Source organism: Hymenobacter sp. H14-R3, from assembly GCF_030063445.1.
GTDB lineage: Bacteria > Bacteroidota > Bacteroidia > Cytophagales > Hymenobacteraceae > Hymenobacter.
Genome location: NZ_JASITD010000020.1, coordinates 65203 through 82314, shown reverse-complemented (window position 1 = coordinate 82314; position 17112 = coordinate 65203). Strand labels below are relative to the sequence as shown.

Below are 17112 nucleotides of genomic sequence, written 5' to 3'. Positions count from 1 at the left end.
TAGATTTAGAGCTAGTTCCCCCTCTCCCGGAGGGGAGGGGGCTAGGGGGTGGGGTTACCCGGAAGGCGAGCCAGCCCTCCTACTTCAGCCCAAACAGCCGCGCGAAGAAGCCGCGCCGCCGGGGCTTTTCCTTTTCCTTGACTTTCACCTTGGTTACCTCTGCCGGGCTCGGCACCGCGGGGCGGGCCTGCGGGCGGGGGCCCGGCACCACGGCTACGGTCGGCCGCGGCGCGGGGCGCGTAGCGGCGGCTACTGGCGGGGCCTGGGCGGGCGGCGCGGCGGCCAGCGTTTCGACGGGCAGCTTGCCTTCGGTGAAGATGCGGACCGGCGGACTTTCGTTGTGCAGGCGGTCGACGGCGGTGAGGTAGTAGGCGTAGGCCACGCCGGGCTCGGCGGTGGTGTCGGCGAAGGTGGCGGGCTGGGGCGGGCCGCTGGGCCGGATGATGGTGAGAATGCGGCGCGGGTCGTTGGGGCCCATCACCTGGCCGCGCTCGAAGCGGTAGAGCACGTAGTAGGTGGCCAGGTCGCCGTCGGCGGCGGGCACGAGGCTGGGCTGCCAGGTGAGGGTGGCGGTGTGGCCCAGGCGGTTGAGCACCAGCTCGCGCACCGGGCGCGGGGCCAGGCTGTCGAGCCAGGGCATCACGGGCACCAGGGCCGGGGCGCGGTAGGCATCGCGGCGCAGCGAATCGGTAGTGTGCAACGGATTGGTAGCTACTGACTTAGCTGAGAAGAATACGCTGCCCTGCACATCACTGGGGTAGTCGCGGTTGAGGCGCACCTGGCGCAGCAGCTCGCGCGGGTTGCGCCAGGCGGTGTCGGAGCGGGTGCTTTCGAGCATCCGGTAGGTACCGTGGCCGATGTAGAGGTGGCGGTTGAAGTGGTTACGCGTCCACCACTCCAGCAGCGCGGCGTAGGGCACCAGCCGGAACTTAGTGCTCCAATACAGCTGCGGCAAAATGTAATCGACCCAGCCTTTTTGCAGCCACAGGCGTGAGTCGGCGTACAGGTTGGAGTAGCTGGGCTGGCCGGCGCGGGTGTCGGAGCCGTTGGGGTCGGCGCTCTTATTCATCCACACGCCGAAGGGCGAAATGCCGAATTTCACCCATCGCTTGGCCGACTGAATGCTGTCGTGCAGGTCGCGGATGAGGATGTTCACGTTCTGCCGCCGCCAGTCGGCCAGGGCCAAGTTATCGGGGTTCTGGTTCTGGAACGCCTGCTCATCGTGAAACACCACGCCCACCTCAGGATACGGGTAGAAGTAGTCGTCAAAGTGCACGCCGTCAATATCATAGCGCCGCACCACATCCATAATCACGCGCCGAATATGGTCGCGCACCGCCGGCAGGCCGGGGTTGTAGAGGTACTGCTTGGAATACTTGATAAACCACTCAGGATGACGCTTATACGGGTGCAGCGAGGCCAGCGAGCGCGTTACCGTGTCCATGGTGGCCCGGTAGGGGTTGAACCAAGCATGGAACTCCATATTATGCCGGTGCGCCTCGGCAATGAGGAAGGGCAGCGGGTCGTCGTTCTCGCCGGGGGCCTTGCCCTGGCGGCCGGTGAGGTACTTGCTCCAGGGCTCTAAATCGGACTTATAGAAGGCGTCGGAGGCGGGCCGAATTTGCACAAACACGGCGTTGAGACCGGCGCGCTGGCCGGCGTCGAGCAGGCGGCGGTACTCGCGGCGGTAGTGCTCGGGGGCCTCGCCGCGCTGGTTGGGCCAGTCGATGTTGGCCACCGTGGCCACCCAGAAGCCGCGCAATTCGCGCTTGGGCGGGGCGGGGCGAAGGTCCTCCTCACCGGCAATGGCCCCGAGGCTGGGTGGGGCTTGCGCGTGCAGGGCCAGCGGCAGCAGGCACAGGAGATAATAGAAAAAGCGGCGGGGGCAGGAAAACCAAGTACTCAACACAAGCGCAAAGAACGGGCAGCCCGCCCGCTTACGCCCCGGCCACGCCGCAAAAAGCCCGTTTTGCGGGGCAAAACGGGCTTTTCAATAACCTGAAGGTTTAATCTACGCGGCCTCCTGCGGGGCGTTGGTGGGGTTGTGGCCGGCGCGGTCGGGGCCGGCGTCGGTGGCAGTTTGGCCGCCGCCTTCGAGGCCGTTGGTCTGCTCGGCGTCGCCGTAGTCACCGCGGATGCCCGCGCCGTCGCTGCCGGCCAGGTCTTCCTGGGTCGCGGTTTCGGGGTTGCCGCTGGCGTACTGGTCGCCGTCGGCATCGGGGTTGGTGATGGGGCCAGCGGTGCTGGGCTGCGCGCCTTCCTCAATCTCGGATGGGCGGTTGGAATCGGGCGAAATGTTGGGAGTTACCATGCTGTTGCTGGTTAAATAGTTAAAGCCTTGTGCTGCCAGTACGGCCACTCGCGCCAGGCCCCTGGAATGGCGCGAGCGGCAGGGGCGTTGGCAAAGCAGGCAATTGGCAAAAGGCGGTGGGGAAAAGGATGCACGTACTGTACGCAGCCGGGCGCGGCTGGTTAGCCGCGGTATCCGAAGATTTACCCGCATCTTAACGGCACCAAATGCGGAGCGGCCACCTTTCGCCCTTTTTTTATGACTTTTACCACCGATGCAGTGCGCACCAAAACCGACGCGGAGCTGCAGTTTTTTGTTGACAATCCCAGCCAGCACCACCCCGACCTGCTAGAGGCGGCCCGGCGGGAGCTACACCGCCGGGAAGTGCCCCTCATTGGCCCGGGCAGTATTGCATATTATCCTGCTAATGAGTTGCATAGCCCTCCCAGCAAGCGGCCGCTGCTACTGGCGGCCGCAGTGCTGGGGCTGGGCTTGGCGGGCGCGGGCTTCTGGCTGACCACCCGCCCCCCGGCCCCCGCGCCGCCCAAGGCCAACAACTTATCGGCCGAAGCCCTGAAGCTGGAATCGGTGGAAACCCAGCGATTACCCACCTTCGACACCGACGCCCTAGTAGCCGACCAGGTGGCCCGCATTCCGGCCGCCGAAAAGCAGGATGCGCAGGCTCTGCGCCAGTTTCGAGAGCTGGGCCAGCGCTTCTGGACGGCCGAAACCCAAACCGAATACCTCACCAATCAGGCCGACAAAGGCAAGGCTGGCCCCTTCTTCACCGACCAGGCGCTGCTGGTGCGTGAAACCTGGCGCGCCTGGAACAAGGCCATCGTGTACTCGTACCGCTTCGGCCCCAAAATGCAGGGCCAACTTGCCCTCATGCGACAGGCCGCCAGCAGCCAGCAGCACATCCTGGCCAACCTGCCGGCCCTGCTGCCCAACCGGGCCTTCGCCACCGACAAGGAACTGGTGGCCCGCGGGACCGACGTGCAGGACTGGCTAGCGGGCATCCGGCGGGTGTCGCCCGTTACGGGTAAGGCGTACAAGGCTACCGTATTGGAAATCAAGCTATAGCCACTAGCGCAGCGCGGCCCCACGCATGGGCCAGAAATCCAACCGGCCCCCGCGGCGGTTAAGCACGCAATGGACGTTTCCACCCCTGAGGCGGCCGCCGAGCACTTTGCCGAGCGCCCCGAAGCCGAGCTGCTTTACCTGGCCCGCCACGCCAGCCGCTATCCGCCCGCCGTGGGGGCCGCCGCCGTGGCCGAGCTGCAACGCCGGGGCCTCGTGCCCGATGCAGCCGCCGCTCCTCCCCCAACGCCCACCGTCGCCGCGCCCGCGCCCGAAGAAACCTGGGCCCAGCTGTTGCTGCCCATGCTGCGCAGCCTGTTTTGGCCCACCCGCCAAAGCTGGGCCGTACCTGTCCTACTTAATATCAATTTTTTAGTGTGGCTGGCCATGACGCTGAGCGGCGTGTCGGCCACCGTGCCCACGGGCCACGCGCTGGTGCGCTGGGGCTCCAACGTATCGACGCTCACCTGGCCCGGCCAGCCCTGGCGGCTGGTCACCAGCCTGTTTGTGCACGGCGGCATCACGCATTTGCTGCTCAACATGGCCAGCCTGTGGCTGCTGGGCGTGCTACTGGAGGCCCGCACCGGCGGCGCGCGCCTGCTGGCCGCCTACCTGGCCAGCGGCGTGGCGGCCTCGGCGGCCACGCTCTGGTACCACAGCGGCGGCATTAACTCGACGGGGGCTAGCGGGGCCATTTTTGGGCTCTATGGCTTGCTGCTGGTGCTGTTGGTCAGCAAAAAGCTCGTGCTCGATAAGTGGGACCGCCGCGGCATGCTAGGGCTAGTATCATACCTGGTGCTCAGCAACTTAATTTCTGGCCTTACGGGCAATATTGATAACATCGCCCACCTCGGTGGCCTGCTCATGGGGCTGCTGGTGGCGGGGCCGCTGGTAGCGGCTTCGCTGAAGGATACTGAGCAGTTAATTGATTGATTTATTGACTTATAAAATAGGGCTTACGCAATGACGAACGATTTTGCGTAAGCCCTATTTTATTTACTTAATTGACCCACCCCCACTTTCTCCCTTAATTAAATGCTTGCTCTTCAATTAGATACCCCGCATCAGCCCGCCGTTGCGCGGGAAATTCCTACCCCGCAGCCCGCAGCCGGCGAGGTGCTGATTAAGCTGCGCGCCGCGGCCCTCAACCACCGCGATGTCTGGATTCAGAAGGGCCAGTACGCGGGCATTAAGCTGCCCTGCACGCTGGGAGCCGATGGCAGCGGCGAAATTGTGGCCCTCGGCGAGGGCGTGGCGGACTGGGCCGTGGGCGCGCCCGTTATCGTGTACCCCGGCGTGGAGTGGGGCGACGCGCAGCGCGCCCAGGGCCGCGATTTTCGGGTGCTGGGCATGCCCGACCCCGGCACTTTTGCCGAATACATGGTGGTGCCCGCCCGCTACGTGCGGCCCCGCCCGACCCACCTGAGCTGGAAGCAGGCCGCCGCGCTGCCGCTGGCGGGCCTCACGGCCTACCGCGCCGCCTTTGGGCGGGCGCAGGTGCAGCCCGGCGAGCGCGTGCTGGTAACGGGCGTGGGCGGCGGCGTGGCCCAGGTGGCCGCGCAGTTCTGCGCCGCCGCGGGGGCGGAGGTCTGGGTAACGTCGGGCGATGACGACAAGCTGGCCCGCGCCCTGGCCCTGCCGCTGGGCCTGCGCGGCGGCATCAGCTACCGCACCGAGGGCTGGGGCCGCACCCTCACCAAGCAGGCCGGCGGGCTGTTCGACGTGGTTATCGACAGCGCGGGCGGCGCGGCCTTCGGCACGCTGCTCGACGTGGCCGCGCCGGGCGGGCGCATCGTGTTTTTCGGGGCCACGCTGGGCAACATGCCCGACTTGCCGCTGGCCAAGGTTTTCTGGAAGCAGCTCAGCATCCTGGGCACTTCCATGGGCTCGGAGCAGGATTTTGACGCCATGCTGGCCTTTGTCAACGATAAGCAACTGGTGCCCGTGGTAGATAAGGTGTTTACCCTGCCCGAGGGCGAGGCCGCTTTGCGCTACCTGGAGGCCGGCCAGCAGCTCGGCAAGGTGGTGCTTACTTGCTAATAGTAGCACGAAGCGGAAACTTCGCGCTACTGCAAAAAAGAGGCGTTGCTGATTGTCAGCAACGCCTCTTCTTATGCTTGATAAGCAATTGGTTACTTCTTACGGTACTCGCTGTTCAAATAAGCCAACACGGGCGAGGTAATGTCCAGGCCCTTTTCGCCGTAGGCGATGGTGCCGCTGGGCGAGGCGATGAGTATCATCTTGTAGCCGTGCAGCTTACCGTAGGCTTCCACTTTCTTGTTCACGCTTTCGAGCACGGTTTGGGTCAGCTTGCCTTCGGCCTCCTGGGCCTGGGCCTGAATCTTCTGCTGCTCCGCGCCGCCCTGCTGCTGCTTTTGCTGGAGCTGCTGCTCGGCGGCGGCGCGCTGGTCGGGGGTGAGCGTGGGGGCCGACTTCTGGTACGCCTCCACGGCGGTGCGGAAGCTGGTTACGAGGGCCTGGTTCTGGCGCTCCCAGCCCTTGGCCTTTACCTCAAACGAGCGGCGCGCGTCCTTCATACCCTGGTAGCCGTCGAGCAGCTTGGCCGACTCCACATATACGATGGCACCAGCGGCGGGGGCCGGGCCGGCCGGCGCAGCAGCTATGGCGGCCGGCGCTTCGGTGGTTTCGGGCGTAGTAGCGGCCGGCGTGGCGGCGGCCGTGGTATCGGCGGCAGGGGCGGCCTCCTCGGTGGTGGCAACCGGGGCCGCGGCTACTGCGGTGGCCGGGCGCTGGTTGAAATGCAGAAAGTACAGCACGGCCACCGCTACGAGCAGCACGGCATTAAAAGCTAGTTGGGCAGTATTTTTCATATTCGCAAAGGTAGAGCCGGGAACAATTATCAATCAGCAAGTATGCAGTTGTCAATTTTGGCCAAAGAAGGGTGATTGATACTTGCAGGACACGTCTGTTATTGCGAGCGCAACGCAGTGGAGCGAGGCAATCTTTCCTGGTCGTCTTCGGTACCTAGTTACTAACCCGACCGTGAAGGAAAGATTGCCGCGCTCCACTGCGTTGCGCTCGCAATAACCAGCGTTTTTCATTAAATCGGCACGGCCAAGTGCAGCAGCGCATCGCCTTGGTTGACGACCGGCATGTGGTTCAGCCCAATAACGTAGCCGCTGAGCGTAGACTCCAGGCGCACGGCCTGCTCGCCGTAGGGGTCGGCGATGGAGCCATAAATCTGGCCCTCCTCCACGTAGTCGCCCAGCGCCACGTGCGCCCGAAACAGGCCCGCGTAGCGCGCCCGCAGCCAGCGGTGGCGGCGGCACACCACGTTGGGGCGAGCGGGCAGCGGGCCCTCGGCCCCCATGCCCAGGTGGTGCAGCACCCGCAGCGTGCCCGCAATGGCCTCCTCAATGCCGGGCTCGTCGAAGCGCAGGCTCTCGCCGGTTTCGTACACGATAATGGGCTTGCCCAGGGCGTGGGCCGTGGCGCGCAGCGAGCCGGTACGCAGGCGCGAATGCAGCGTAAAGGGCGCGGCAAAGGCCGTGGCCAGCGCATCAATAGCCGGCTCCTCGCCCAGCAGGCAGCGCAGCTGCGGGTGGTTGGCGCGGGCTTTGCCACCGGTATGAAAATCAATGCCGTAGTCGACGAGCGGCATAATCTCGCGCATGAAGCGGTGGGCTACCCGGCTGGCCAGCGACCCGCGCGGATGCCCCGGAAACAGGCGGTTAACATCCTTACCATCAGGCACTTCCCGGCTAAAATTGAGAAAGCCGTAGATATTGAGAATGGGAATGGCGATGACCGTGCCGCAGGTGGGGTTCAGCAAATTGCGCCGGATGAGCCGCCGGATGGTTTCGATGCCGTTTACCTCGTCGCCGTGCATGCCGGCCATCAGCAGCAGCACCGGGCCGGGCTCGGTAGAGCGGATTACGTGCACCGGCACGTCGATAACCGTGCCCGAGGGCAACCGCGAAATAACCAGCCGCGTAAGCACCCGCTCACCGGGCTTAATATGCAACCCGTTCAGGGTCAAATAATTGTCAACTATCATTGCGAAAGCCAGCGGCGCAACGCCCTTAGCCAGCCATAAATACGAGGAAGAAAGCGGGGCCCCGGGCAAGAATCTGGCCAGGCACGGCACCCGGCCCACCGGGCGGCGCTATTCGGCGGCGGCGGGGTCGGGGCTGGCCTTTTCGTGCTGGGGTTTGGGCTTGGCCTTACCGCCGCGCTTGCGCAGCGTGAGAGCCTCGGTGTAGTCGATGATGCGGCCCGCAATGTCGAGGCCGGTGGCCTTCTCAATGCCTTCGAGGCCCGGCGACGAGTTGACTTCGAGCACCAGCGGGCCACGCTTGCTTTGCAGCATATCGACGCCGGCCACGCCCAGGCCCAACGCCTTGGTAGCCAGCAAGGCGGCGGCTTTTTCGGCCCGGCTGAGCTTTACCAGCGTGCCCGTGCCGCCGCGGTGCAGGTTCGAGCGAAACTCGCCCTCCTTGCCCTGGCGGCGCATGGCGCCCACCACTTCGCCATCCACCACGAAGGCGCGCACATCGGCCCCCTTGGCCTCGTCAATAAACTCCTGCACCAGAATGCGGGCCTTGAGGTTGTGGAAGGCCTCAATCACCGATTGCGCGGCCTTGGCGCTTTCGGCCAGCACCACGCCAAGGCCCTGAGTGCCTTCCAGAAGCTTGATGATAACGGGCGCGCCGCCCACGTGCTCGATAAGGGCGGGCAGCTCGTCGGTGTCGTTGGTGAAGGCCGTTTTGGGCATGCCCACGCCGGCGCGGCTCAGGATTTGCATCGAGCGCAGCTTGTCGCGCGAGCGCACAATAGACTGGCTATCAATGGCCGTGCGCACCTTCATCATCTCAAACTGCCGCACCACGGCCGTGCCGTAGAACGTGACGGAGGCCCCGATGCGAGGAATAATGGCGTCGGGCCGGGCCAGGGGCTGGCCGCGGTAGAGGATGCTGGGCTGGCCTTTTTCGAGCACCAGGTTGCAGCGCAGGTGGTCTACCACCTGCGCTTCGTGGCCGCGCTCAATGGCCGCTGCCACCAGCCGCTTGGTGGAGTACGACTGCGGCTCGCGCGAGAGAATGGCCAGTTTCATAACGTAGGGGTAGGCTGGAAAGGCGGCGTAGAAAGCAAAATAGCACGCATAGTTTGGCAAAATTAAGCTCGACCGTGCGGGACAGCAGCCCCTATTTTCGGGTGGTGCCCAAACTGAATTTCGCTACCAAACTACGCCTGAACTGCCCCATCGGGCGCGGCCTGGGCCAGCCGCTTTTTCTCAGCGGCCCGGCACTCAGCCTTATACGAAAGTTCGCGGCGCGCCACATCTACCACGAAGCGGCCCTGCCGCAGCAGCGCCCGGCCCAGCAGCACGGGGTGGCGCAGGTCGGAACGGTCGGCGAGCGAAAACTCCGTTTCGTAGGGCTTGCCGTAGAGCCGCACCACGGTGCGAATGACGTAGCGCGCCTGCACCTCGCCGTTGGAGGAGCGAATATCGCGCCGCCCAAACTCGCGAAACACCAGCGCCCGGCCGTCGGTGGCGGGGTGCTCGGGGTCGAGCAGGCGCACGTGCAGCACGGGCTGGCCGGTGGCGGGGTCGGTGGCCAGGTGCACATCGGTGCAGTGGATGGCGCTGGTGTAGGCCCCGGTATCCACCTTGGCCACCACGCCGTGCAGGCCCAGGCCGGGCAGGGTAATGAGCTCGCGGCGGCCGAGCAGGCGTTTGGCGGGGCGCTTTTTCATGTGGCTCGGATTAGAATAATCGTTTGTCCTTACGAGCGCAACATTCTGCGCATTAAGCAGAGGTGGAGCGCGGCAATCGTACCAGAACGAAACCCACGCGTCATCGTTCTGGTATCGTTCTGATGCTATTGCCACGCTTCGCTCGCACTGACAAACGTTTTGCGTAAGCCCTAAGGTACTTATCCTTGCGAGTGCAACGCAGTAGAGCGCGGCAATCCTTGCTTCGGTTAGCAGCGGCCGCCTGCTGGCAAACGCTTGTTGTGCTAATGACAAAGGAAAGATTGCCGCGCTCCATCTCTGCTTAATGCGCAGAATGTTGCGCGCGCAAGGACAATTGCTTGTTAAATAACCGATTTTCTAATTATCCTCGGCCAGCAGGCGCTCGTACTCGCGCTGGGTGCGCTCGCCGGCGTTGAGGTGGCTGTAGGCGGCCAGGCCTTGTAGCACCAAGCCAATGCCCCAGAACAGGCTGGTCCACACGGGCCAGGGCAGCTCGTGGCGCTGGTGCGACTCGGGCACAAAAGCCCATATCAGCCACAGGCCCAGGTTGATAACGAGGTACACCAGGACGTGGCCCTGAAACTTGGTGCGGGCGCGGGCAATTTGCCACAGGCGCTGCTCGCGGAGGGATGCGGGAGCGGAGGCGGGGCTGAAGGGCTGCATGGCGGGGAGTGGTTAAGTGGCTGAGGATGATGGTCAAAAGTACCTTATCGACCCATCCTGGTGCAACTGCCCATTGCCGAAGCGCCCAAACAGCACCCCGAACCCGCCCAAACGCCGCCCGAAGCGTGGGGTATGCGCGCCCGGCCGTTCATTTGTGCCCTATGCAAGCCCCCACTCCTCCCCGCCTGCGCGTTGTGCAGGGCGACATTACCAAGCTCACCACCACGGCCATTGTCAACGCCGCTAATTCGTCGCTGCTCGGCGGCGGGGGCGTCGATGGGGCCATTCACCGCGCCGCCGGCCCCGAATTATTGGCCGCCTGCCAGCAGGTGCGGGCCCGGCAGGGCGGCTGCAAAACGGGCGAGGCCGTTATTACCGCAGGGGGGCGGCTGCCGGCGGCGCACGTCATCCACACCGTGGGGCCCGTCTGGAACGGCGGCCACAAGGGCGAGCCCGCGCTACTGGCCAGCTGCTACCGCAACAGCCTGCGCCTGGCCGCCGATAACCAGCTGGCTTCCATTGCGTTTCCTGGCATCAGCACCGGCATTTACGGCTACCCCAAGCAGGAAGCTGCCGCCGTGGCTGTGCGTGAGGTGCAGCAGTGGCTGGCGGCCCACGAGTGGCCCCACGAAGTAGTGCTGGTGGCGTTCGATGCCGAAAGCAAGCGGCTGTACGAGCAGGAAATAGCCACGATATCGGCTTCTTAATTCGCTATCAATCAGTGGGTAAGCGATTAGCTAGGCTGCTACCACCCCAATGCCCTCGGCGCGGTCGGCCACCTGGCGCATCAGCCAGAGCGGCGTGCTGGTGGCGCCGCAAATGCCCACGGAAGTAGCGCCTTCAAACCAAGCTTCGTCTATTTCCTGCTCATTCTCAATGAAGTAGCTGCGGGTGTTCACCGCGTTCACCACCGAAAACAGGGCCTTGCCGTTCGAGCTTTTGCGGCCGCTCACGAACAGGATAACGTCGTGCTCGCGGGCAAAATTAGCCAGCTGGGGCTCGCGGTTGCTCACCTGCCGGCAAATACTGTCGTTGGCGTCGAAGCTTTCCAGCGAGCCGCCGGCCGCCGCGATACGGGCCTCCATGAGCGCCTTCATCTTGTAGAAGCCGGCCGTGCTCTTGGTGGTTTGGCTGAACAGCGTAACGGGCCGGGTAAAGTCAATCTGCTCAAGGTCAGCCTCGTGCATCACAATGATGGCATTATTGCGGGTCTGGCCGGTGAGGCCGATAACCTCGGCGTGGCCGGGTTGGCCGTATATCACCACCTGCCCGTTTTCGCGGGTGGTGGCGTCGTAGGCGTGCTTCACCCGGTTTTGGAGCTTGAGCACCACCGGGCAGCTGGCGTCGATGAGCTCCAGGTTGTTTTGCAGGGCCAGTTGGTAGGTTTCGGGCGGCTCGCCGTGGGCCCTGATGAGCACCTTGCAATCGTGCAGGGTACCGAGCTGCTCGCGGTCAATTACGCGCAGGCCACGCTGGTGCAGGCGCTCCACCTCCATGCGGTTGTGCACGATATCACCTAAACAGTATAGCGTATGGTTATCGCTGTGGTTCAGCTCATCCTCTGCCATTTGAATGGCAAATTCCACTCCGAAGCAATAGCCGGAGTTTTTATCGATGGTTACCTGCATAGTAGCTACTAAACCCCCGGGTAGGCCCGCGGGTTCGGTGCCCACAAAGGTACGGTGCCGGTGGGTGGCAGCGGGCAGGCATTATCGCATCCTGGCGTGGCACTTTGCCAAGGCGGCGCGGGCACACATCGGGCTTTGGGCCGAACTTTACCCGCCCACCCCCGGCCCATGCTGTTTAACTCGCTGCACTTTCTCGTTTTCTTTCCGGTCGCTATCGGGCTGTACTTCGGCGTGCCAGCGCGCGGGCGCGCGCCGCTGCTGCTGGCCACGAGCTACTACTTCTACCTCAGCTGGCAGCCCGCCTACGGGCTGCTGCTGGCCGGCACCACGCTGCTCGACTACTTCAGCGGCGTGCGCATGAGCCGGCTGGCTACCAAGCCCGCGCGCCGGCCCTGGCTGTACCTGAGCCTGGCCAGCAACCTGGGTACACTATTCATTTTCAAGTACTTCAATTTCTTTGCGGCGGCGGCCGGCGAGCTGGCCGCGCTGCTGCACGCGCCCTTTATGGGCCCCACGCTGGCGCTGGCGCTGCCGGTGGGCGTGTCGTTCTACACGTTTCAATCAGTGGCCTACATCGTGGATGTGTACCAGGGCAAGCTGCCCGCCGAGCAAAACCTGGGGCGGTTTGCGCTTTTCGTGGCCTTCTGGCCGCAGCTGGTGGCGGGCCCCATTGAGCGGGGAAGCCAAATGCTGCCGCAACTGCGCGCGCGCCACGCCTTCGACTACGGCCGGGTGGCCAGCGGGCTGCGCCTCATGGCCTGGGGCATGTTTAAAAAAGTGGTGATTGCCGACCGCCTGGCCCTGCTCGCCAACCCCGTGTTCGACCACCCGCACCGCTTCGCGGGGTTGCCGCTGCTGCTGGCCGTGGCCGCCTTCACGGGGCAGATTTACGCCGACTTTTCGGGCTACACCGACCTGGCCCGCGGCACGGCGCGGGTGCTGGGCTACCACCTGGTGCTCAATTTTCGGCAGCCCTACCTGGCCACGTCGGTGGGCGATTTTTGGCGGCGCTGGCACATGTCGCTCTCAGGCTGGTTCCGCGATTACGTGTACATTCCGCTGGGGGGCAGCCGGGCTGGGCGGGCGCGCACGCAGCTCAACGTGTTCTTGGTCTTCTTGTTAAGCGGCCTCTGGCACGGGGCCAGTTGGACGTTTGTGCTCTGGGGGGCCCTGCACGGCCTGTACTTGGTGCTGGAAAGCCTCACGGCCCCCGCCCGCACGGCCCTGGGCCAGCGGCTGGGCCTGCCCACTCGCCCCGGCCTCCAGCGGGCGCTGGGCACCGGCAGCACGCTGGCCCTGGTAGCCTTCGCCTGGATTTTTTTCCGGGCCAACTCGCTACCCGATGCCTTTTACATTGCCACGCACCTCTTCCGGGGCTGGGGCCACTTGCCCACGGCCCAGCTCGCGGCGGTAGTGGCGGGCCTGGGCCGGCACTACGTGGCCGAGCTGCTGGTGGCGGCCGGGGCGGTGTTGCTATTGCTAATCAGCGACTACCGCGCCGAGCGCGGCTCGGTGGCCGCGTGGCTGGCCGGCTGGCCGGCGGCGGGGCGCTGGGCGGGCTACGCGGGCTTGCTGCTGGCCATGCTGTACTTCGGTATTTTTGGCAGCAGCCAGTTTATCTACTTTCAATTTTAAAAGGGAGTCGCTATGCTCAAGCTATTGCTTCGCCTGGGTTTGTTGCTGGGGGCCGTGGGCCTGCTGGGTGGGCTGGGCCTGGCGGCCGGGCTGCGGCGCGGCTACGTCGATGCTTTTTACGCCCGGTTTGCCGCGCCGCCGGCGGGCTCGCTGGTGCTGGGCACTTCGCGGGCGGCGCAGGCCATTAAGCCCAGCGAGTTGGCGGCGCGGCTGGGCACGCGCTACGAAGGGCCGTGGCTCAACTACGCCTTCACGCTGGCAGAGTCGCCCTACGGGCCGGGCTACCTCAGCAGCATTGCGCGCAAGCTGGCGCCCGGCACGCGGCGCGGGCTGTTCGTACTGGCCGTTGACCCATGGTCGCTGTCGCTGCCTAACAAGCCAGAATACCGCGCTCCCCAACAGCTACTTAAAGACCCAGGCCCGGCTTTTCCCGAAGCCAAATCAATGGTCAGCCAGGTGGCCAGCGTAAGCCAAAGCCCCAACCTCGACTACCTGGCGCACTACCTGCACAAGCCCTTCTACCAGCTGCTGCTCAACACCGACACCGCCCACGTAGTCGAGCGCCTGCACCCCGATGGCTGGCTCGAAATAGCCCTGCCTCCCCCCACCGCCAACCTGCCGCTGCTGCGCCGCCGCACCGCCGAAAAGCTGGCCACTTACCGCGCCCTGGCTGCTGGCAGCCGGCTGGCCAGCAGCCGCCTGTATTACTTGCGCAAAACGATTGAGTACCTCCAGCCGCACGGCCGCGTGGTGCTGGTGCGGCTGCCCACTGGGCCCGAAATGGCCGCTATTGAGGGCCAGTATCAGCCTGATTTTGACCAGGCTATGGTGCTACTGGCGCGCGCACTGGGCGTGCCCTACCTCAACTATCTCGCCCTGCCCTACCCCACCAACGACGGCAATCACCTCACCCGCGGGGCGGCTGCGCAACTCACGCAGCGTTTGGCCGATGACATTGCCCGGCTGCCCGCGCAGCCCTAGCTACCCCAATGTCAGGGGCCGCCTGGCTGGTCCGCCGGCGCAAGCTGGCCGACCGGTTGTCGTTGCGCAAGCCGCGCCGGTCAACGACAACCAACCAACTACAACCGGTCGGCCGGCTTGCGCCGGCGGCCCAGCCAGGCGGCCCCGCAAGCTGAAACTTGCCTGGGTGGCACGCTGGGTTGGCTAGAGCCTGTTATGCACTTGGTGCGTAAATTAGGGTATGAGAGTTATTCGAAGCTACCCCAGTGATGTAGATGATGACGAGTGGGCCTTTGTAGCCCCCTATATGGTGCTGATGCGCGAAGACGCGCCCCAGCGGGACTATGCCTTGCGCGACCTGTTCAACGGCTTGCGTTACCTGGCCCACACGGGCTGCCCCTGGCGTTATCTGCCGCACGACCTGCCCCCGTGGGCCACGGTTTATCAGCAGTGGCAGCGCTGGCGGGATGCCCGCGTATTTGAAGACATGGTACACGATTTGAACGAGTTACAGCGCCTTTTGCTGGAGCGGGCAGCCACGCCCACGGCTGTTATCCTCGATGGGCGCGTGCTGCAAAGCACGCCGGAAAGTGGCCACCGGGCGGGCTACAACGGGGGCAAACGGCGCAAGGGCAGCACGGCCCACATCGCCGTCGATACGCTGGGCCACTTGCTGAGTGTGGTCATCACGCCGGCCAACGAACAGGAGCGGGCCCAAGTGGGGGAACTGTGCCAGCAAGTTCAGCAGCGGACGGGCCAAACCGTGCAGGTCGCCTTCGGGGATGAAGGCTATACGGGGGAGGAGGCGGAATACGCGGCGGCTGTACATGATATTGACTTGCAGGTAGTTAAAAAACCTGAAGGGCAGACGGGTTTTGTGCTCCTGCCCCGGCGCTGGGTCGTGGAGCGCACCTTTGCCTGGCTGAGTCGTTCCCGCCGGCTGGTCCGCGATTACGAACGCCTCGCCAGTAGTTTGCAGCAACTGCACTTCCTCGTTTTTCTCGGCATCCTGCTGGCGCGACACGTCAAACCGCTCACCAGTACATAACAGGCTCTAGGCCTGATTAACCTTGTGGGCGTAGGCCATAAACAGCGCCGATGACACGCTATCAAGCACAAAATCAACCTGTTCGGTGATGGTGATGTGCGTGGTATCGAGCAGCACCGCGTCGGAGGCGCGGCGCAGGGGGCTTTCGGCGCGGGTCGAATCGATGTGGTCGCGCTTGCGCAGGTTTTCGATAATCTCATCCAGCGATACGTGCTCATTCTTGGCAGCCAACTCCTCCTGGCGGCGCTGGGCCCGGATGGTAACGTCGGCGGTCATAAAAATCTTCACCTCGGCATCGGGGAAAACGGTGGTGCCGATGTCGCGGCCATCCATCACCACGCCGCGCTTGCGGCCCATGCGCTGCTGCTGCGCCACCATGGCGTGGCGCACCTGGGCAATCACCGACACCTCGCTCACGGAGTTGGAAATCCGCATCTGGCGAATGTCATCTTCCCTGATTTTATCGTTCAGGCATAGCTCGTTGCGGCCCGTGCGGCGGTTGCGCTTAAAGCTGATGTGAATGTCGTCGCGCAGGGCCTGCTCTACCCGCGCCATGTCGTCGAAGGCGATGTCGTTTTCGAGCAGGAAAAGGGTAACGCCCCGGTACATGGCCCCGGTATCGAGGTAGGCGTAGTGCAGCGTAGCGGCAACAGCCTTAGCAGTAGTGCTTTTGCCACATGATGAGTAGCCATCAATGGCGATAACGAGGTTTTTCATAAACGCGCGGAAACGGCCATAGGCCCCGCAAGATTACGAAATCCAGCGCTTTCGCGCCCCGCTGGCCGCCACCAGCCGCTGCGGCACCGACCGAAAAAAAACCGCTACCGAGGCTGCCTCCCCGTTATTTAGCTGCTGATTGACCAAATAAAACGGGTTAAAAAAAAGTTGGTTAGCCAGGCCCACGCCCGTGCTGCCGTCGGTGCCGGCGGCCCACTCGGCGCGGTAGGCGCTCACCAGGCACTGCCCCAAAAAGCAGCCCAGCGCCGTTACCACCCCCGCGCGGTCGGGCGAGCCGGGGGCCAGCTCGGTGCGCTGCACCTCAATAAAGTGGTCGAGCTCCAGCACGGCGGCCGCGTCGTAGGCAGCCAGGCCCAGCTGCTGGCGCACCTGCTCGGCGGCGGCCAGCAGGGCGGTGGTTTCGGGTGAGTTTTCGGGCATAAGATAAAATAGCAAGCTTCGTTAATTAATTGAATTTGAACATCGTGCTGAGTCCCGCGCAGCAGCTCGTTCGCTTCGGCCGAGCCATTCAATAAGGCGGACATTACGCTGCGTAGGACGCAGCATAATGTTCTATCTGAGCCATTTACTTACCGCCGGCATTTTTCCAGCTGCCGTAAGCAGTTAGCAGCTGGGGTAATTGCTCGGGCATGATATTGGGGTCCAGCTCCAGTTGGTGCGAGAGCGTGGGGTAGTCACTCAGGGCCTTCGACAAAGCCAGCCGAAACTGCAGATTATTGGGTGGCAGCACGGCCTTGAGCTTACCGGCCTGCGTAAGCAGAATATAAACTACTGGCGGCTCGGGTGCCGGCATAACGGACACGTATTCAGCCACTTGAAAACCGGCCTGCCAGTACAGGTGTCGTACAATCAGGCTCGGGAAATGCTGGGTGGGCCGCGGAATATCGACCTCTCGCACCACCGAAAACGTGTCGCGGCTGATTACAAACGCCCGCACGCTGTCGGTGGGATATACCAGGGGGTACTGCGTGGTGTGGTCAGCGTTGCTCACGCTCAGGCTGTGCGCGTCGTAGAGTAGCTTGGCGCGCTGCCAATCGCGGCTGTTGTGGAGCTGGTAAGTACCCGACTTAAAGCTGGTGGGCGGCAGGCGCACAGCGGGCGGGCGAGGGGCTACGGCAGGCGCGATTTCCTGCGCGGCCACGGGGGCGGCCAGTAGCGTAAGTAATCCAAGCTGGTAAATAAATGACATGGGTCAATTGGCCGCGTAGAGTAAAACAGCGGCTAACATACTGCCTAAATCCACAAAACCAAGCTAATGCCCACAGGGGCAAGGTACTGAACTTCCGCCGCTGTGGTGTTTGTACCACCGCGTTTTTTGCTGGAGCGAGCTGTGCCCGGCGCAGCCACTGGTG

The 17112-nt window shown here is 64.0% G+C and carries 18 protein-coding genes; 7 read left to right on the top strand and 11 right to left on the bottom strand.

Features of this window, described 5'->3' with window-relative positions; translation table 11 throughout:
• Positions 1 to 79: 79 nt before the first annotated feature.
• Positions 80 to 1909, bottom strand: a complete 1830-nt coding sequence (locus tag QMK33_RS17210; protein WP_283565854.1) for a glycoside hydrolase family 10-like protein — start codon at positions 1907 to 1909, stop codon at positions 80 to 82.
• Positions 1910 to 2011: 102 nt separating this feature from the next.
• Complete coding sequence (locus QMK33_RS17205) at positions 2012 to 2311, bottom strand: hypothetical protein (RefSeq protein ID WP_283565853.1); 300 nt, start codon at positions 2309 to 2311, stop codon at positions 2012 to 2014.
• 237 nt (positions 2312 to 2548) lie between these two features.
• Between QMK33_RS17205 and QMK33_RS17200 the strand changes: the two genes are divergently transcribed.
• The 3 genes from QMK33_RS17200 to QMK33_RS17190 all read left to right on the top strand — a co-directional run bounded on the left by QMK33_RS17200 (position 2549) and on the right by QMK33_RS17190 (position 5410).
• Positions 2549 to 3373: a hypothetical protein gene (locus tag QMK33_RS17200; RefSeq protein WP_283565852.1), complete on the top strand. Its 825-nt coding sequence runs from the start codon at positions 2549 to 2551 to the stop codon at positions 3371 to 3373.
• A 69-nt stretch (positions 3374 to 3442) separates the two neighbouring features.
• Positions 3443 to 4303: a rhomboid family intramembrane serine protease gene (locus tag QMK33_RS17195; protein ID WP_283565851.1), complete on the top strand. Its 861-nt coding sequence runs from the start codon at positions 3443 to 3445 to the stop codon at positions 4301 to 4303.
• A 102-nt stretch (positions 4304 to 4405) separates the two neighbouring features.
• Complete coding sequence (locus QMK33_RS17190; RefSeq protein WP_283565850.1) at positions 4406 to 5410, top strand: alcohol dehydrogenase catalytic domain-containing protein; 1005 nt, start codon at positions 4406 to 4408, stop codon at positions 5408 to 5410.
• 92 nt (positions 5411 to 5502) lie between these two features.
• Here QMK33_RS17190 and QMK33_RS17185 read toward each other — a convergent pair whose 3' ends face one another.
• The 5 genes from QMK33_RS17185 to QMK33_RS17165 form a co-directional block, all read right to left on the bottom strand.
• On the bottom strand, positions 5503 to 6201 hold the full coding sequence (locus QMK33_RS17185; RefSeq protein WP_283565849.1) for an OmpH/Skp family outer membrane protein: 699 nt from the start codon (positions 6199 to 6201) through the stop codon (positions 5503 to 5505).
• 230 nt (positions 6202 to 6431) lie between these two features.
• Positions 6432 to 7388 (bottom strand): succinylglutamate desuccinylase/aspartoacylase family protein, encoded by a 957-nt coding sequence (locus tag QMK33_RS17180; protein ID WP_283565848.1) that lies wholly within the window; start codon positions 7386 to 7388, stop codon positions 6432 to 6434.
• 108 nt (positions 7389 to 7496) lie between these two features.
• The gene (gene rimK / locus QMK33_RS17175; RefSeq protein WP_283565847.1) at positions 7497 to 8444 is read right to left on the bottom strand and encodes a 30S ribosomal protein S6--L-glutamate ligase; all 948 of its coding nucleotides are present in this window, start codon (positions 8442 to 8444) and stop codon (positions 7497 to 7499) included.
• A gap of 131 nt (positions 8445 to 8575) precedes the next feature.
• Positions 8576 to 9088: an ATP-dependent zinc protease family protein gene (locus QMK33_RS17170; protein WP_283565846.1), complete on the bottom strand. Its 513-nt coding sequence runs from the start codon at positions 9086 to 9088 to the stop codon at positions 8576 to 8578.
• A gap of 357 nt (positions 9089 to 9445) precedes the next feature.
• Entirely contained in the window at positions 9446 to 9751 is a 306-nt protein-coding gene (locus QMK33_RS17165) for a 2TM domain-containing protein (RefSeq protein WP_283565845.1), read from the bottom strand.
• 161 nt (positions 9752 to 9912) lie between these two features.
• On the opposite strand from QMK33_RS17165, the gene QMK33_RS17160 reads away from it, so the two are divergent.
• Positions 9913 to 10458 carry an O-acetyl-ADP-ribose deacetylase gene (locus tag QMK33_RS17160; RefSeq protein ID WP_283565844.1) on the top strand — a complete coding sequence of 182 codons (546 nt, stop codon included), beginning with the start codon at positions 9913 to 9915 and terminating at the stop codon, positions 10456 to 10458.
• A gap of 30 nt (positions 10459 to 10488) precedes the next feature.
• Here QMK33_RS17160 and QMK33_RS17155 read toward each other — a convergent pair whose 3' ends face one another.
• Positions 10489 to 11379: a 4-hydroxy-3-methylbut-2-enyl diphosphate reductase gene (locus tag QMK33_RS17155; RefSeq protein WP_283565843.1), complete on the bottom strand. Its 891-nt coding sequence runs from the start codon at positions 11377 to 11379 to the stop codon at positions 10489 to 10491.
• Between the two features lie 168 nt (positions 11380 to 11547).
• On the opposite strand from QMK33_RS17155, the gene QMK33_RS17150 reads away from it, so the two are divergent.
• From QMK33_RS17150 to QMK33_RS17140, 3 genes are all read left to right on the top strand, one after another.
• A complete protein-coding gene (locus QMK33_RS17150; RefSeq protein ID WP_283565842.1) occupies positions 11548 to 13014 on the top strand; it encodes an MBOAT family O-acyltransferase in 1467 nt (488 codons plus the stop codon).
• Positions 13015 to 13026: 12 nt separating this feature from the next.
• Entirely contained in the window at positions 13027 to 13995 is a 969-nt protein-coding gene (locus QMK33_RS17145; protein WP_283565841.1) for a hypothetical protein, read from the top strand.
• A gap of 220 nt (positions 13996 to 14215) precedes the next feature.
• The gene (locus QMK33_RS17140) at positions 14216 to 15022 is read left to right on the top strand and encodes an IS5 family transposase (protein ID WP_283565840.1); all 807 of its coding nucleotides are present in this window, start codon (positions 14216 to 14218) and stop codon (positions 15020 to 15022) included.
• Positions 15023 to 15028: 6 nt separating this feature from the next.
• Here QMK33_RS17140 and cmk read toward each other — a convergent pair whose 3' ends face one another.
• The 3 genes from cmk to QMK33_RS17125 all read right to left on the bottom strand — a co-directional run bounded on the left by cmk (position 15029) and on the right by QMK33_RS17125 (position 16949).
• Positions 15029 to 15739 (bottom strand): (d)CMP kinase, encoded by a 711-nt coding sequence (cmk, locus tag QMK33_RS17135; protein ID WP_283565839.1) that lies wholly within the window; start codon positions 15737 to 15739, stop codon positions 15029 to 15031.
• A gap of 33 nt (positions 15740 to 15772) precedes the next feature.
• Complete coding sequence (locus QMK33_RS17130) at positions 15773 to 16180, bottom strand: hypothetical protein (RefSeq protein WP_283565838.1); 408 nt, start codon at positions 16178 to 16180, stop codon at positions 15773 to 15775.
• Between the two features lie 145 nt (positions 16181 to 16325).
• Entirely contained in the window at positions 16326 to 16949 is a 624-nt protein-coding gene (locus QMK33_RS17125) for a hypothetical protein (protein ID WP_283565837.1), read from the bottom strand.
• Positions 16950 to 17112: the final 163 nt, after the last annotated feature.

What these genes read in the sequence shown, in the direction of transcription:
- QMK33_RS17150 (WP_283565842.1), top strand. Translation starts at nt 11,548, where the DNA reads ATGCTGTTTAACTCGCTGCACTTTCTCGTTTTCTTTCCGGTCGCTATC.
- QMK33_RS17180 (WP_283565848.1), bottom strand. Translation starts at nt 7,388, where the DNA reads ATGATAGTTGACAATTATTTGACCCTGAACGGGTTGCATATTAAGCCC.
- QMK33_RS17160 (WP_283565844.1), top strand. Translation starts at nt 9,913, where the DNA reads ATGCAAGCCCCCACTCCTCCCCGCCTGCGCGTTGTGCAGGGCGACATT.
- QMK33_RS17155 (WP_283565843.1), bottom strand. Translation starts at nt 11,379, where the DNA reads ATGCAGGTAACCATCGATAAAAACTCCGGCTATTGCTTCGGAGTGGAA.
- QMK33_RS17205 (WP_283565853.1), bottom strand. Translation starts at nt 2,311, where the DNA reads ATGGTAACTCCCAACATTTCGCCCGATTCCAACCGCCCATCCGAGATT.
- QMK33_RS17200 (WP_283565852.1), top strand. Translation starts at nt 2,549, where the DNA reads ATGACTTTTACCACCGATGCAGTGCGCACCAAAACCGACGCGGAGCTG.
- QMK33_RS17165 (WP_283565845.1), bottom strand. Translation starts at nt 9,751, where the DNA reads ATGCAGCCCTTCAGCCCCGCCTCCGCTCCCGCATCCCTCCGCGAGCAG.
- QMK33_RS17170 (WP_283565846.1), bottom strand. Translation starts at nt 9,088, where the DNA reads ATGAAAAAGCGCCCCGCCAAACGCCTGCTCGGCCGCCGCGAGCTCATT.
- rimK (WP_283565847.1), bottom strand. Translation starts at nt 8,444, where the DNA reads ATGAAACTGGCCATTCTCTCGCGCGAGCCGCAGTCGTACTCCACCAAG.
- cmk (WP_283565839.1), bottom strand. Translation starts at nt 15,739, where the DNA reads ATGAAAAACCTCGTTATCGCCATTGATGGCTACTCATCATGTGGCAAA.
- QMK33_RS17185 (WP_283565849.1), bottom strand. Translation starts at nt 6,201, where the DNA reads ATGAAAAATACTGCCCAACTAGCTTTTAATGCCGTGCTGCTCGTAGCG.
- QMK33_RS17195 (WP_283565851.1), top strand. Translation starts at nt 3,443, where the DNA reads ATGGACGTTTCCACCCCTGAGGCGGCCGCCGAGCACTTTGCCGAGCGC.
- QMK33_RS17130 (WP_283565838.1), bottom strand. Translation starts at nt 16,180, where the DNA reads ATGCCCGAAAACTCACCCGAAACCACCGCCCTGCTGGCCGCCGCCGAG.
- QMK33_RS17140 (WP_283565840.1), top strand. Translation starts at nt 14,216, where the DNA reads ATGAGAGTTATTCGAAGCTACCCCAGTGATGTAGATGATGACGAGTGG.
- QMK33_RS17145 (WP_283565841.1), top strand. Translation starts at nt 13,027, where the DNA reads ATGCTCAAGCTATTGCTTCGCCTGGGTTTGTTGCTGGGGGCCGTGGGC.
- QMK33_RS17125 (WP_283565837.1), bottom strand. Translation starts at nt 16,949, where the DNA reads ATGTCATTTATTTACCAGCTTGGATTACTTACGCTACTGGCCGCCCCC.
- QMK33_RS17190 (WP_283565850.1), top strand. Translation starts at nt 4,406, where the DNA reads ATGCTTGCTCTTCAATTAGATACCCCGCATCAGCCCGCCGTTGCGCGG.